General features: G+C 62.0%; 12 protein-coding genes and 1 tRNA gene. 6 read left to right on the top strand and 7 right to left on the bottom strand.

Annotated elements, in window-relative coordinates; all coding sequences use genetic code 11:
* Positions 1 to 30: 30 nt before the first annotated feature.
* Positions 31 to 1,161 (bottom strand): GlxA family transcriptional regulator, encoded by a 1,131-nt coding sequence (locus tag DCM79_RS00730; RefSeq protein WP_257178076.1) that lies wholly within the window; start codon positions 1,159 to 1,161, stop codon positions 31 to 33.
* Here DCM79_RS00730 and DCM79_RS00725 point away from each other — a divergent pair.
* From DCM79_RS00725 to DCM79_RS00705, 5 genes are all read left to right on the top strand, one after another.
* Entirely contained in the window at positions 1,108 to 1,809 is a 702-nt protein-coding gene (locus DCM79_RS00725; RefSeq protein ID WP_257178075.1) for a DJ-1/PfpI family protein, read from the top strand. The genes DCM79_RS00730 and DCM79_RS00725 overlap by 54 nt on opposite strands.
* A gap of 54 nt (positions 1,810 to 1,863) precedes the next feature.
* Positions 1,864 to 3,084 carry an ABC transporter substrate-binding protein gene (locus tag DCM79_RS00720; RefSeq protein ID WP_257178074.1) on the top strand — a complete coding sequence of 407 codons (1,221 nt, stop codon included), beginning with the start codon at positions 1,864 to 1,866 and terminating at the stop codon, positions 3,082 to 3,084.
* 1,536 nt (positions 3,085 to 4,620) lie between these two features.
* Positions 4,621 to 5,079, top strand: a complete 459-nt coding sequence (locus DCM79_RS00715) for a hypothetical protein (RefSeq protein WP_257178073.1) — start codon at positions 4,621 to 4,623, stop codon at positions 5,077 to 5,079.
* Positions 5,080 to 5,225: 146 nt separating this feature from the next.
* Entirely contained in the window at positions 5,226 to 5,702 is a 477-nt protein-coding gene (locus DCM79_RS00710) for a DUF3833 domain-containing protein (RefSeq protein WP_257178072.1), read from the top strand.
* 153 nt (positions 5,703 to 5,855) lie between these two features.
* Positions 5,856 to 6,278 carry a hypothetical protein gene (locus tag DCM79_RS00705; RefSeq protein ID WP_257180915.1) on the top strand — a complete coding sequence of 141 codons (423 nt, stop codon included), beginning with the start codon at positions 5,856 to 5,858 and terminating at the stop codon, positions 6,276 to 6,278.
* A gap of 406 nt (positions 6,279 to 6,684) precedes the next feature.
* Here DCM79_RS00705 and DCM79_RS00700 read toward each other — a convergent pair whose 3' ends face one another.
* The 4 genes from DCM79_RS00700 to DCM79_RS00685 all read right to left on the bottom strand — a co-directional run bounded on the left by DCM79_RS00700 (position 6,685) and on the right by DCM79_RS00685 (position 10,326).
* Positions 6,685 to 7,848, bottom strand: a complete 1,164-nt coding sequence (locus DCM79_RS00700; RefSeq protein WP_257178071.1) for a hypothetical protein — start codon at positions 7,846 to 7,848, stop codon at positions 6,685 to 6,687.
* A 2-nt stretch (positions 7,849 to 7,850) separates the two neighbouring features.
* Positions 7,851 to 8,621, bottom strand: a complete 771-nt coding sequence (locus DCM79_RS00695) for a hypothetical protein (protein ID WP_257178070.1) — start codon at positions 8,619 to 8,621, stop codon at positions 7,851 to 7,853.
* A gap of 318 nt (positions 8,622 to 8,939) precedes the next feature.
* Positions 8,940 to 9,015, bottom strand: a tRNA-Ile gene (locus DCM79_RS00690).
* A gap of 336 nt (positions 9,016 to 9,351) precedes the next feature.
* Positions 9,352 to 10,326: a tripartite tricarboxylate transporter substrate binding protein gene (locus DCM79_RS00685; protein WP_257178069.1), complete on the bottom strand. Its 975-nt coding sequence runs from the start codon at positions 10,324 to 10,326 to the stop codon at positions 9,352 to 9,354.
* A 107-nt stretch (positions 10,327 to 10,433) separates the two neighbouring features.
* On the opposite strand from DCM79_RS00685, the gene DCM79_RS00680 reads away from it, so the two are divergent.
* Positions 10,434 to 11,396 carry a TAXI family TRAP transporter solute-binding subunit gene (locus DCM79_RS00680; RefSeq protein ID WP_257178068.1) on the top strand — a complete coding sequence of 321 codons (963 nt, stop codon included), beginning with the start codon at positions 10,434 to 10,436 and terminating at the stop codon, positions 11,394 to 11,396.
* A gap of 188 nt (positions 11,397 to 11,584) precedes the next feature.
* On the opposite strand, the gene DCM79_RS00675 is transcribed toward DCM79_RS00680, so the two are convergent.
* The gene (locus DCM79_RS00675; RefSeq protein WP_257178067.1) at positions 11,585 to 12,814 is read right to left on the bottom strand and encodes an ABC transporter substrate-binding protein; all 1,230 of its coding nucleotides are present in this window, start codon (positions 12,812 to 12,814) and stop codon (positions 11,585 to 11,587) included.
* Between the two features lie 100 nt (positions 12,815 to 12,914).
* Entirely contained in the window at positions 12,915 to 13,808 is an 894-nt protein-coding gene (locus DCM79_RS00670; RefSeq protein ID WP_257178066.1) for a helix-turn-helix transcriptional regulator, read from the bottom strand.
* Positions 13,809 to 13,841 lie beyond the last annotated feature (33 nt).

The following is a 13,841-nucleotide window of genomic DNA, read 5'->3' as shown; positions in this document are numbered from 1 at the left end:
GAGTGAATCCTTGCACGAAACCTTGCGCCGCTAATCCTGCCCCTGAGAGAACCGAACGCGATAATCCTGCGGCAGCACATTCAGGCGGCGGCGAAAGGCGCGCCGCAAATGCTCCTCGCTCTGAAATCCGGCGCGGGCCGCGATTTCCTTGATGCTCGACGCCGATTCTTCCAACGCCCGGCGGGCGGCCTCGACGCGCAGCTCTTCCACCGCCTTGCCGGGCGTGCGCCCGGTCTTCTGCCGGAAAACACGCGCGAAGGTGCGGGGGCTCATGCCCGCTCTCTCGGCCAGGCTCTCGACGCGCAGATCGCGGCTGAGATTGTCCTGCATCCAGGCCGCGATATTCTCGAAGGCCCTGTCTTCGGAGGTTTGCAGCGACAGCGGAACGCTGAACTGGGCCTGTCCGCCGGGCCGTTTCAGGAACACGACCATGCGCCGTGCGACGCGCATGGCCTCGCGGTGTCCGAGATCGTCTTCCAGCAGCGTGAGCGCGAGATCGATGCCCGCGGTCACGCCGGCCGACGTCCAGACTCCGCGGTCGTGGACAAACACAGGGTCGACCAGGACCGAGACGTCCGGATGTTGGGCGCGCAGCAGGTCGCAGGAGCTCCAATGGGTGACCGCGCTTCGTCCGTGGAGCAGGCCGGCCGCGGCCAGGACGAAGGTGCCGGTGCAAACAGAGCAGACGCGCCGGACCTTCGGCGCGGTTGACCGAAACCAGTCGACCAATCCGGCCTCGGCAGCAGCGCGATGGACGCCGGGGCCGCCACCCACGATGAGGGTGTCGATATCCTTGCGGGCACAGTCGGAGAGCGCAGTCGTCGTCACCTCCAGGCCGGACGAGGTTTTGACGGGGCCACCCTTCAACGAGCAGACCTGCCAGACATAGGGCGCGCGCCCGGCCTCCGACGTTTCGCAGGCAAGCTCGAAGGCTTGCAGCGGCCCGGCGAAATCGAGCAGCAGGCAATCCTCGAACAGGACGAAGACGACGCGGCGGGCGGCAGAACGAGCCATCAGCGAGCCTTGGCAGGAATTGCGTGTGTTCTGACATTTCGGCAAACCGGCCGGCCTGTCAACATGCCTTCGTTTCAAAGAGGAGAGCGATGCATGTCCGGCAAGCGGATCGAGATCGGAATTCTGTATTATCCCGGGATGACTCAACTGGATGTCACCGGGCCTTTCGAAGTCTTCGCCCGCCTGCCGAACGCTCGGGTGCATCTGCTGTGGAAGCGCATAGAGCCGGTCGTTAGCGACGTCGGCCTGCCGCTGCTGCCGACCACGACGTTCGCCGACTGTCCGGATCTCGACGTGTTCTGCATCGGCGGCGGGCCGGGGCAGGTCGACACCATGGATGATGACGAGGTGATCGCCTTCGTTCGCGACAAGGGTGGATCGGCACGCTACATCACCTCGGTCTGCGCGGGCTGCCTGATCCTCGGCGCCGCGGGCCTCATCGACGGATACAAGTCGGCCTGCCATTGGCTCATGAGCGACCAGCTTGCCGCCTTCGGCGCGATTGCGGTCGACGACCGCGTCGTGGTCGACCGCAACCGCATTTCCGGCGGCGGCGTGACTGCAGGAATCGATTTCGGTTTTCAGGTCGCCGCCGAGCTCTGCGGCGAGGACGTCGCCAAGAACCTCCAGCTCATGCTGGAATATCAGCCGCAACCGCCGTTCGACATCACGGTGCAGAATGCGCCGCCCGAACTGGTCGCCCGCATGCGCGCAGACGCCGAGCCCTGGCTTCGCAAGCGCGCGGCGGCCGTCCAGAAGGCGGTTGCGAAACTCAAATCAAGAGCGGCCGCTTAAGCTCGCTCGTCAGTGGGAGGAAGGCCCCAACGCCATCATTGGAAAGGTACTCGCATGAACTGCCGCGTCGCTACACTTCTGATTTTTGGGGCCTTCATCGGATCGTGCGTTCCCGCCACAGCGGGCGAAATCTCCGGCGGCGTCGTCCGGATCGGCATCATCAATGACCAGACCGGACCGCTGTCCGACTTGTCGGGACCGGGCTCCGTCACTGCCGCCAAAATGGCTGCAGAGGATTTCCAGAAAGCGGTCCCCTCGATCAAGGTCGAGATCGTGGCCGCAGACCACCAGAACAAGCCGGATATCGGCGTCGGCATCGCCCGCAAATGGTTCGACGTCGACGGCGTCGACATGATTGCCGACGTCTCCAACTCCGCGGTCGGACTGGCGATCCAGTCGCTGGCACGCGACAAGAACAGGATTGCGGTCTATGCGGCGGTGGCGACCACCGAGCTTGCGGGCAAGCAATGCGCGCGCACCGGGCTCGCCTGGCTCCACGATTCCTATAATCTGGTGTCGGGACCGATCCGCACGCTGCTCTCGCAGGGCTACGACACCTGGTACTTCATCGCCGCCGATTATGCGTTCGGCAAGAACATGGTGTCGGAATCGCAGCGCGTGCTGGCGCAAGCAGGCGGCAAGTCTCTCGGCGCCGTGTATCACCCGATCGGAAACGCCGATTACAGCTCGTTCATCCTGCAGGCAAAGGCATCCGGAGCCAAGGTCATCGCCTTCGCCAATGCCGGCGAGCAGCTCGTGACTCTCATGAAGCAGTGGAACGAGTTCGGCATGAATACGGGGAGCCAGAAGCCCGTGGCTCAACTGATGTTCATCAGCGATGTCCATGCCATGGGCCCGCAAACCGCCAAGGGCCTGACGACGCTCACGGCCTGGTACTGGGCCTTGAACGAGGAGACCCGGGCCTTCGGCGAACGCTTCTACAAGCTACGGGGCACCATGCCCACGGCGCCGCAGGCCGCAGTGTACTCCGGCGTGAGCCACTATCTGAAGGCCGTTGCAAAGGTAGGCACCGATGCAACCGATCCAGTGCTGGAGAAGATGCGCTCGACTCCGGTCGACGATTTCTACGCACGCGGGGCGACGGTGCGCGAGGACGGAAAGCTCGTGCACGACTTCTACCTCGTCCAGGTGAAGGAGCCTTCCGACGTCAAGTCGAACTGGGAATATTACAACGTGCTCGGAAAGATCCCGAGCGGCGACGTCTATGCGCCCTTGGCCGACAGTGAATGCCCGCTGGTCAAGCGGGGGCTTTGAGAATGTGGCGACCATCGGCGAAGAGCGTCAACTTGTCGGTCCATCGTGGAACAGCCTGACCTGATTGTGCGTCGTCGATTTGCCGCGTTTCGTTTGGGTTCGATCGTTTCTGGTGCGAAACTGGTGTGGTGTTGAGTGGCCGGAATCAGTTTCGGTTCTCGCATCGCGCCCAGCCGCATTTGAAATCTGACGATGAAGCGACCGCGGTTGTTGCTCTTGGTCCAGAAGTTCTGCCGTCCGCCTCGATATGGCCGATCGTGATGTTTCGCGCTCAGCGCTCGAGCGACAAGCGGCGCGGAAGTAGGTGGGGCTAATCTCGCCGCGCTCGAACGGCGCCAAGGCGGCGGCGAGGGGTGTTAACCACCCCATCTCTCGTACGGATTATAGCCTGGTTCCGGTCGATCATCATAGCGCGGGGTGGGTTGATGGCGGTCCGGCCGTGCCGGTGAATAAGCCCAGGCCGCAGCGGTCCCAGTCGTCAAAACACGAGAATGCGCCTTCGCATGGTGCCGATGGACCTGACCTGCCATTGCGGCGCTGACGGGTGCACATAAGACAATCAAAAGGCTCAGAACGACACCTGATCGCATGGTGGTTTCTCCGATAGACCGATGATGAGGAGTTAGATGAGCCTCGGTCCACGCCCTCGCAATCGACCACGCCTGCAAGATTGGTAACGTCCTCGGCATTACGCGCCGGTCGGCGGTCGAGTTCGTGCGAATCTGTAAACGCCGCACTCGGCTTCATGAGCTCGCATGGCTTCTGCACTCAGCAGCCGATTCTGGAGCGACTTTGGCGAATGTGTCCGATGTGACGCGACTTCGATATGCGGGGACGGGGTGTGCGTCACGCAATGATGAGCAAACCGGTTTGCCATTCGCGCAGCCGTGATTGTTCACCGTCTTTTTTGCGCCGAGCGCATACCCACTTAATGTTCATTCAAGAAGTTCGAAGGAAACGCATTCAACAGAGCAGCCGATACGAACCAGCGCGAATGCTCCGCACGAAAACAACAGCCGTTTGGAGCACGACCATGACTGGATTCAGGACCTTTGTTGTTGCAGCGATGATGTCGATTGGCGCAATGAGCTCTGCAAGCGCCCAGTGCCCATTGTGGGCGACTCAACATCCAGATTCGTTTCAGGCGCAATATCCCGATCGGGATGTGTTGAACGACTGCGAACTGACGCCGGCAGGCAGAATGGGCCTGGAACGCCCTGGCGGCGCGGCTCCCTTGTTTGGGCCCGGCAGCGCTTATGAGACAACGCCTGGCGTTGCCCAACACCACGGCTTTCACCACCGATCGCGGTGAGTGTCTGAAAACAGACGGTTGGTCGGATTCCGGCGGAGCCACGTTCGCCCTGGAGCAGATAGCCAAGCGCAGCTTCAAGCAGTGAGCGCGACCCCGCCATTCCAATGGATGTCCGCGGAATCGAAGGTTCGTCGCGCTTTGGTGGCGCCGAACCGGGGGCGATTGCGGCCGGGAACAAATCGGATCAGCGAACGTCATCTGGTCAGCATAAGGGAGCGGCCCAAATGACCACGACGCGGAACCGAGTGCCTCTGCATTCGTCCGAGATCGACAATCGTCGCATCAGGCGCACGATGCAGGCCAACGTCGCCTATTTCGCCGAACACCGCGATCAGATCGGCGATCGCTTACGTGAAATCGACCGGGAGTGGGATATCGAGAGAGCCATCGAGGCGAACGCAGCGGTGGTCGGATTCACCGGCACCGTGCTGGCGGCCACCAGCGACAGGCGTTGGCTCGCGCTTCCGGCGCTGGTCACCAGCTTTCTGTTCCAGCACGCCGTGCAGGGGTGGTGCCCGCCCGTTCCGGTGGTGAGGAAACTGGGCTTTCGCACCTCCTACGAAATCGAGGAGGAACGCCGCGCCCTCATGGCGCTGAGAGGCGATTTCGGCCAACGGGCCGAGAACGCGGATGCGGCCCTTCGCGCCTCACGAGGCACTGCCAACGCGCCCTTGCCGGCGTAGTCCGTCTTCGTCGTTTGCGGTCGGCTCTGGCGAATGGCGAGTCCGATCTCGCGTGTGCAAGCGCGCGCCCGATCCAGGCAGGTTTCCTCCGAGGAACCTGATGCCGAGAGGTGTCTTATGTCCCCATCAGTCTCGGAGGAAAAGCCATGGCCATTGATGCGTTCGCCGGCACCACGCCGGTGTTTCTTCCCGAGCAGTTCTTCGTCGGTCGCCTGGAAGGTTGGGCGGTGGTCGAAAGCCTCGTCGGCGGGCTTCTGAAGCGCGCGTCGATCACCGCTCATGGCGAACTGGACGCGGACACCGACACCGTCGTCCTGACAGAAACCTACACCTTCGATGACGGCCATAGCGACACGCTGCGCTGGACGATTCACAAGCTAGGCGAAGGCCGGTACACCGGCCACGAGAATCGCCTCGAAGGCGACGCCACCGGCGAGCAGGCGGGTTGCGCGTTTCATTGGACGTACACGCGCGACACGCCCCAGGGCGATGGAAAGTCGTTCAAGCTGAACTTCGATGATTGGTTTTACGCGATCGATGAGCGGGCGTGCATCGTGCGGGGAAGCGCCGGGCGTGCGGGGATTCCATTTGCGACGGGGCATGTGACGTACAGGAAGCTCTAAGTTCGCCCGACGCGGGCTGCAGCCCCGCTCGCTGCGCGCCCTTCTTCTTCACGATTAACATTTTTGAATCGCGAACGCAGCGAAGCAAACTACGGTGAGCGTTTCGCGGGAGGGGATCTTCTGGCGCTGGTTGACCAGCGCGGGGGCGGGGGCGTGAATTTCCAGGTTACGGTTCTGAAGATCCTGGTGAGCTATCCGGACGGCTTTGCCGTCATGGAAGACCTCAAGCGCGACATGGCCATCCTGGCAAGCAGTGGCCGCGATTGGGCCGACCGGACGAGGCGCCTCGCCAGCCGGGTGCCGGACCTCGACATCTTTTCACAGGGGCTGGTCGAGCGCATCAGCGGTGGCTGGAGGCTGACCTCCAAGGGGCGAGACCTCCTGGCATTCATGGAAGCCCGCCCGGCACCAGGCGAGCCAGGCTTGGCGTCCTTGGTCAGCGAGACTTCCCCACCAGTGTTAGAGATTGCCCCGGTTCCTCCGCTGCCGCGGCCTGCTGACCGGGCCAAGCCGCGGCGCGAGCGGCGAAAGCGCCGCCGCGAGGCGCGCGAGCTGGCGAGGGCGAACGCTTCCTGAACCGGGATTGGGGTCCGAGCCGAGCTAGGGGTCGATCGGGATGGACACCTGCACCTGGCAACTTCTTGCCCCGTAGAATCCGGATCGCGGCCGTCTTTCCCTGATCATCAGCCACGCGTTCATCAAGGAGACCCAGAAGACCCCGCCGGACAATCCAGCCCTTCCGGCGCAGAGGCCGCGAGCTCGAGAAATGAAAACTATCTCCCTCGCCGTCGTTCGCGAGCCCTACCAAAGTCGCTTGGCTATTGATTGCAGAGCATAAGGCAAGCTTGCCGAGTAGCAGCCCACAACGGGGATCTGCGTCCGATCCTGCCCGGCCGTCATCGTAAACACCGTCAAGAGACTAAGAAGTCACGACGGCTTCGGTTTGGTCAATGTCGTTTGAAGGAGACTGGCTGATCCTGAATCAGTCTCGGCCCATTTCCTCCTGTATAGTCAGTACGCGTTCGACCAGGCCATCAAACTCCTCAACGTGTCTAATCCCTTCGATGTGGACTGAATGCCTCAACAGCTTGTTGATCTGCTCTCGAACTGGCGGAGCAATTTCACGCCGCCCGTATTTACCGGAGAAATACAATTCGCCAAGAAACAGGCCACTAAGTGTCGCTGTAAGATTGTTTGAACTTAAGATGTTCGCTATCGCTTCGACGCGGTCGAACTGAAGCCCATCGTTGCTCGAAAGACTAACAAAAAAATCGAACACGGTACGTTCTCTCAATGGGGGGACGTACCGGAAAATATCTCCCTGCAAATAGCTGTCGATGCTGAACTCGGCAAAGTCGCGGTCAATCTTGAACGCTTGGTATAGGTCTAGCAGCCTTGCAAAGATCGCGATAGCGGCTCCTGAGAGTTCTTTCAGCTCTGAATACCGTGAAAGAAACCAGCCGGAGCCAAGCTCAAGCAATTGTTCGTCGGGTCTCGACAGTTTGTCGAGCCGGAGCCAGCCGTATGGAAATCTGAAGTCATTCCGATTTTGAGTCAGCCAAAGGCGCAGCCGAGTCAGATCCATCTCACCGAAAAAGGCATCTTGATTGAATGTCGCCGACGAGACGCGGGTAGACATCTTGATGCCATCCCAAATCTGCTTCTCGGAACCTGACGTCTTCATTTGGGAGTGCAGATAAATTTGCCTTGCCTGTTCGTCTCTAATGTATCTGTTTGCAAATTCGCGCCAGATAATGGTTTGCTCGCCTATGGGCCGCTGCAAAACGCGAGCAATATGTACCCTGGTAAGGGTTGGGAGCGAACCGATGTGAACCAGAACATTTTCCTCGAGGCCGGCAAATCCGATCCTCATCTCATCCAAGTCGGCTTCAATTAGACTTCCAGAATGATCAAAATAGGCCAGAGGGCAGTAATCTCCGACTCGAAACTCTTTGCGAGTCTCGGACGAAACGGAAAAGAAGTGTTCAAGGTCGAGGGCCTCAACGAACTCAGCGATGCGATAGTCTTCGTCAATCTGTTGGACATAAGGAATATTGTGCGGAGCCAAGCTGAATACTGGATACAGCAAGCCGGTGAATTTCGGGGATAGGGTAATGTAGTGTGTGATTTTGTAGGACGGCAGCATGACTATTTGATCCATCCTTTCGTTTGGTAAAATTTCGAAACGGCCTCATACATCGCGTAATAATAGAATTCTTTCTTCAATGGGAATGTTTGGTAAGGCAACGGGGTTGCCTTTAGGTCGTTTTCGACCCATCCCATGAATTCGTCGCTCTCGCAGTATTCTTCCGGAAAGACGACGCCGAAGACGTTGTCTGTTAAGGCTACTGTGTGTTCTGACTGCACTTCAATTGAGAAGCGTCGATCGTCATACTTTCCTGTCTTGGAAAGTATCAACTTGTATAGGGCCTTGATTTCCTCGTCCAAGATCCCGACGTCAAATCTGCGCTCGAAATCGTTGGCTGATCGCGGTCGAAGTTTGAAGTAGTTCGACGGCGAAATGAAGAAGGACCCGATGAGTCGCTCAGGGGCGTCGGAAGTATTGGTTGTCTCGAAGTCGCTACGATCCATGATCCTTATGAATTCCGGATACATGTCGAAAGCGCCAGTGTCGAAAGGATAGATCCTCTTTATTGAGACGCTTCGATAGTCGAGAATGACACAAGCCGGAAGCTCCCAATAGTCTCCCTCAACTTCGTGTTCTCGTTTGTAGGCGGGGCGGCCCACGAAGAAGTAGTTAAGCTTCTCTCCTTTAAACACGTTGCACTCGCTCTTCGCGATTATTTGCTTAGTTTGAACTATGCGGCGGATTGTGTAGGCAGCGGCGCTGTGAACGAGCGGAAGCGACGCTGCTGGTTTGATGGAGTTTCGTTGCAGAAATCGATCGAGAGGGGTCATTGTTTCAGAGCCTCAGATCAGTCCAACTACTTGGAGATGACGGCAACCTAAGCGTTTAACGTCCGAAACGGAAGAGGCGGGCGCGACTCATGCTCTGGCCAGGAATGGCCGCTCCTGGTCATAACGCGGCTTCTGAGGGCTATGAGTGTCGATACTAAAGCATGGGCGCGGACTAGGTGACAAAGCCATCATCGGTGGGCACTTCGGCGTTTTGCGAAATCCAGTCGGCCTTCGCCCTGCGGGCTTCGGCTCGACAGCCTTCGTTCGCTCCGCAGGGAATTCGTGGCGCTGGCTCGCCGAGCCGAAGCGCGCGAAGCGTGGTGGGCCCGGCAGGACTCGAACCTGCAACCAGACCGTTATGAGCGGCCGGCTCTAACCATTGAGCTACAGGCCCCGCCGCGAGGCAGCTCGCGGGAACGCGGCCGGCAACGGTGCGCGGTCCGTTTACAGGGATGGAGGCGGGGGTGCAATGTTGGCTGTGGCGGATGGAACGCGCCCAAGCGGCATCGCGGGTCAGTTTCAAATAACCGAAATCGGCGATGATGCCTGTATACTCCTGTTTTGCCCGACGAAGCAAAACCACCCCGTCGAGGCCCGTTTTTCGGGTCCGCTAACCCATTGAAATTACTGGCCTCGTCTACTGTGCATGGGGTTGTTTTGCGACTTTTGAGAGGAGGGGCCCTTCTGAGCCCCTCCTGGTGTCGTGCCGGCGGTGCCGCCAAGTCCTTCGCTAATCCACCGAGACGCCGGCGAACTCGACCACCTTGCGCCACTTCGCGGTCTCGTCGGCGACCAGCTTGCCGAACTCGGCAGGCGTCATCGGCTTGGGGATGCCGCCGGTCTCGGCGAGCTTGGCCACCAGCTTCGGGTCCTTCAGCGCTTCGCCCACGGCCTTGTTGAGCGTCTCGATCACCTCGGGCGGCGTGCCCTTCGGCGCGGAGATGCCGTAGAAGCCGACCGATTCGAAGCCCGGCACGGTCTCGGCGATCGCGGGCACGTCGGGCACGCTCGGCCAGCGCTGCGGCGAGGTCACGCCCAGCGCGCGGACATTGCCGCCCTTCACCTGCTCCATGGCCGAAGGCAAATTGTCGAAGATCAGCTGTACCTTGTTGGAGATGATGTCGGGGAAGGCGATGGCCGAGCCGCGATAGGGCACGTGCACCATGTCGCACTTGGTCAGCACCTTGAACAGCTCGGCCGACATGTGCACCGAGGTGCCGTTGCCGGACGAGGCAAAGGAGATCTTGCCGGGATTGGCCTTGCAATAGTCGACGAACTCCTGGACCGTCTTGGCCGGGAACGCGTTGGACACGACCAGCATGTTGGTGAGCTGCATGATGCTCGCGACCGGCGCGGTGTCGCGCAGGAAGTCGAACGGCAGCTTCTTGTACAGCGAGGTCGAGATCGCGTTGTTGGGCGCGACGAACAGCAGCGTGTAGCCGTCCGGCGGCGCATTGATCGCAGCGGCGGCGGCGATGTTGCCGCCGGAGCCGGTGCGGTTCTCGACGATGACCTGCTGGCCGAGCCGCTCCGACAGCCATTGCGCCATGATCCGCGCCACGATATCGACCGGGCCGCCGGCGGAAAATCCGATCAGCCAGTGGATGGGGCGGTCGGGATAGGCGGCGAAGGCTGGAGGCGTAGCGCTGAAAAGACCTGTGAGGACCGCGAGCCCGACAACACCGCACCGCAAAATTCGCAACATGATATCTCCCTATTGTTCTATTGTGCTTGGGGGCATGCTTTCACAGAATCGGGCCGCTGCCTACATCGCCGCAGGTCGCTGTTGACGCGGGCCCTTCAGGGACGACCATGCGATTTGCGATCATCCTCGTCAGCGCGGCGCTGCTCTCGAGCCCGCTTGCCGCTCAAACCGGAGCCACGGCCATTCCGACCACGACACTCAGCCTCGGCACCGCGACGCCGGGCGGCGGCTTTCCGCTTTACGGCAATGCCTTCGCCGAGGTGATGAACGCGGCCGATCCGCACCTCTCGATCGCGCCGCGCAACACCAAAGGCAGCAACGAAAACATCCCGTTGCTGGAGAAGGGCGAGCTCGATCTCGCGCTGGTCGCGGGCGAGCCGGCCTACGAGGCCTTCGCCGGCATCGGCCGCGCGCCCGTGCGCCTGAAGATCCTCACGGCGATCTATTCCAACCCCGGCATGTTCGTGGTGCGCGCGGACAGTCCCTACAGGACGATCCGCGATCTCGTCGGCCAGCCTGTCGCGTTCGGCGCCAGGGGCTCGGGCCTGCCGATCCTGGCGCGCTACGTGCTCGACGGCATCGGCCTGAAGCAGGACGAGGACTTCAAGGCCGTCTATCTCGACCGCGCCGGCGACGGCTCCGCGATGGTCGAGGACGGCCGCGTCGCCGCGCTCTGGGGCGCCGGCATCGGCTGGCCCGGCTTTGCCGCGGTGGCATCGAGCGCCGCGGGCGCGCGCTTCATCGCGCCCAGCGTTGAGGAGATGACGCGCATCCGCGCCAAGCATTCGTTCCTGAAGCCGCTGCTGGTGCCGGCGCGCAGCTATCCCAAGCAGGACGCGCCGATCGCTTCGCTGGGCTCGTGGAGCTTCGTGCTGACGCGCGAGGATCTGCCCGACGATCTCGCCTATCGCCTCGCGAAGACGCTGCACGGCGTTGAGGCGACGTTCTGCAAGAAGCTCGCCCAGGCCTGCGAGACGACCGCGTCAAACACCGTCGCCGCCGCGCCGAGGCCGGAGCTGATTCATCCCGGCGTGATGAAGTATCTTCGCGAGATCGGGATGGTGAGATAGCTCTCTTACTTCCCTTCTCCCCTTGCGGGAGAAGGTGGCGCGGAGCGCCGGATGAGGGGTTCTATCCGCGCATGCCAATGAGATTTGGACTCGCGGAGAGCACCCCTCACCCGGCTTCGCTCCGCGAATCCACCCTCTCCCACAAGGGGAGAGGGGGCACCGTCATCGCGGCCTCATACTCGCCGAGCCTATTTCTTCACCAGCGGGCACGCCGGGTCGGGCGGGCCGAACGCCTTGTCGCCGGAGATCGTGGTCAGGATCTTGTAATAGTCCCACGGATATTTGCTCTCCTCCGGGGTCTTCACCTGCACCAGCCAGAGGTCGTGCACCATCAGATTGTCCTCACGCAGCTTGCCGTTGCGGGCGAAGAAATCCTCGATCGGCTTCTCGCGCATCTTGGCGGCGACCTTGAGCGGATCGTCGCTGCCGGCCTCCTTGATGGCGTTGAGATAGTGCATCACGCTGGAATAGACGCCGGCCTGCCACATCGACGGCATCTTGTTCATCTTGGCGAAGTAGCGCTTCGACCATGCGCGGGTCTTGTCGTCCATGTCCCAGTAGAACGAGGTGGTCAGGAGCAGGCCTTGCGCAGCCTGCAGGCCGATGCCGTGGATGTCGGTGATCAGCGCCAGCAGCGCCGCCATCTGCTGGCCGCCCTTGAACACGCCGAACTCCGAGCCGGTCTTGATCTCGTTCATGTTGTTGGGGGGACCGGCGGCGATGCCGATGATCTTGGCCTTGGAGGCCTGCGCCTGCAGCACGAAGGAGGAGAGGTCCGGCGTTGCCAGCGGCGGCCGCACCGAGCCCAGCACCTTGCCGCCATTGGCGGTGACGACCGCGGAGGCGTCGCGCTCCAGCGAATGGCCGAAGGCGTAATCGTCGGTGATGAAGAACCAGCTGTCGCCGCCGCGCTTGACCACCGCGTCCGCGGTGCCGACCGCGAGCGCGCGGGTGTCGAACACCCACTGGATCGCGTAGGGCGAGCAGAACTTGCCGTGGAAGTCCGCGGTGCCGGTGGAATGGGTGATGAACAGCCGCTTCTTCTCGTTGGCGACGTTCTGCACCGCGAGGCCGACCGCGGAGACCGGCACGTCGACGATCAGGTCGACCTGCTCGACATCGTACCAGCGCCGCGCGATCGTGCCGCCGATATCGGCCTTGAGCTGGTGGTCGCCGATCACGACACTGATCGGCTTGCCGAGCACGGTGCCGCCGAAATCGTCGATCGCCATCTGCGCCGCCGTCACCGAGCCCTGGCCGGTCGGCGCCGAGGCCGGGCCGTTCATGTCGGTGAGCACCCCGATCTTGACGACGTCGTCGGATAGCTGCGCCATGGCGGCGCCCGACATCAGCGTCGCCGCCAGGAACGTTGCGGCAAAGCCGGCCGCGGCCGGCAGTCCAAATCTCGTTGGATTCACGCGTCTCCTCCCCTGGTCCGGCGCGTTGGCCGGTGTTGCCCCGGCTGTGCCGCCGGCTGAATTGGTTTCTTTTGCAACTATTTGGGGGCGGGCGTCAATGTCAGGCTGCGAACCGGATCTGGCCCGCGGCCGAGGGATCGTAGCCGGTTAGTTCCTCGGCGCGCTGGCGCAGCCGTCTTTCGCCGAGAAACCGCAGCAGGGCCTGCATGGCAGGGCGGAAATAGCTGCGGTGCCGCATCGCGAGGTCGAAATTCTCCCAGACCAGCGGCACGAAATCGAGCCCCGCCGAGCGCGCGGCCGCACGCGTCGCGATGCCGCAATCGGCCTGGCCGGCGCGGACCAGCTCGGCAAGGTCCGGGCCGGTGAGAGCCGGTGTCTCGACCCGGCGCAGATCCCGCGTCGTGGCGCCGGTGCGCTTCAGCAGCACGTCGAGAAGCATCTGCGCCCCGGTGCCCTGTTGCCGCATCGCCATCCGGGCGCCGAGCGCGAGCACGTCGGCCAGGCCGTGCAGCTGCTTGGGATTTCCTGGCGGCAGCACGAGCCCCTGCTCCCGGCGCACGAACGCCACCAGCACCGCATCATGCAGGTCGGGAGCCGCGCGCACCGCTTCGACACTGGCATCCCCGGCGACATCGTCGGAAGGGTCCCGCCCGTGAAAGTGCACCGCCGCCGCCATCACCTCGTTGCGCTGCAGGCGCTCGAGCCCGCGCACGCTGCCCTCGCTGATCGATCCCAGGCCCGAGCCGGATTCGCGCAGGCTCCAATCCAGGAGCTCGTCCTGGCTGCCGCCCACCACTGGCGGCGGCTCCGCGATCAGCATGCCGGCCGGACGCGCGAGGCCCGACAGCACCCAGAGATCGAGTTCGTGTCGCGGGAAGAGCCACTTTCCGGTCACCTTGGTGCAGGGGATCGCGCCGGTGGTGACGAGTTCATAGAGCTTGCGCTCGCCGAGCCGAAGATAGTCGGCCGCTTCGCTGGTCGTCAGGAATTCCATCCTGCATTCCTATGCAAATTCTTGCTTCTTCTT

It is taken from the genome of Bradyrhizobium sp. WBOS07 (genome assembly GCF_024585165.1).
GTDB classification, from domain to species: domain Bacteria; phylum Pseudomonadota; class Alphaproteobacteria; order Rhizobiales; family Xanthobacteraceae; genus Bradyrhizobium; species Bradyrhizobium japonicum_B.
This window is presented reverse-complemented; position numbering and strand designations above follow the sequence as displayed.

Bases quoted from the DNA above. Each gene is read 5' to 3' on its own strand.
- DCM79_RS00700 (WP_257178071.1), bottom strand. From the start codon at position 7,848: ATGCTGCCGTCCTACAAAATCACACACTACATTACCCTATCCCCGAAA.
- DCM79_RS00725 (WP_257178075.1), top strand. From the start codon at position 1,108: ATGTCCGGCAAGCGGATCGAGATCGGAATTCTGTATTATCCCGGGATG.
- DCM79_RS00710 (WP_257178072.1), top strand. From the start codon at position 5,226: ATGGCCATTGATGCGTTCGCCGGCACCACGCCGGTGTTTCTTCCCGAG.
- DCM79_RS00695 (WP_257178070.1), bottom strand. From the start codon at position 8,621: ATGACCCCTCTCGATCGATTTCTGCAACGAAACTCCATCAAACCAGCA.
- DCM79_RS00685 (WP_257178069.1), bottom strand. From the start codon at position 10,326: ATGTTGCGAATTTTGCGGTGCGGTGTTGTCGGGCTCGCGGTCCTCACA.
- DCM79_RS00720 (WP_257178074.1), top strand. From the start codon at position 1,864: ATGAACTGCCGCGTCGCTACACTTCTGATTTTTGGGGCCTTCATCGGA.
- DCM79_RS00670 (WP_257178066.1), bottom strand. From the start codon at position 13,808: ATGGAATTCCTGACGACCAGCGAAGCGGCCGACTATCTTCGGCTCGGC.
- DCM79_RS00715 (WP_257178073.1), top strand. From the start codon at position 4,621: ATGACCACGACGCGGAACCGAGTGCCTCTGCATTCGTCCGAGATCGAC.
- DCM79_RS00680 (WP_257178068.1), top strand. From the start codon at position 10,434: ATGCGATTTGCGATCATCCTCGTCAGCGCGGCGCTGCTCTCGAGCCCG.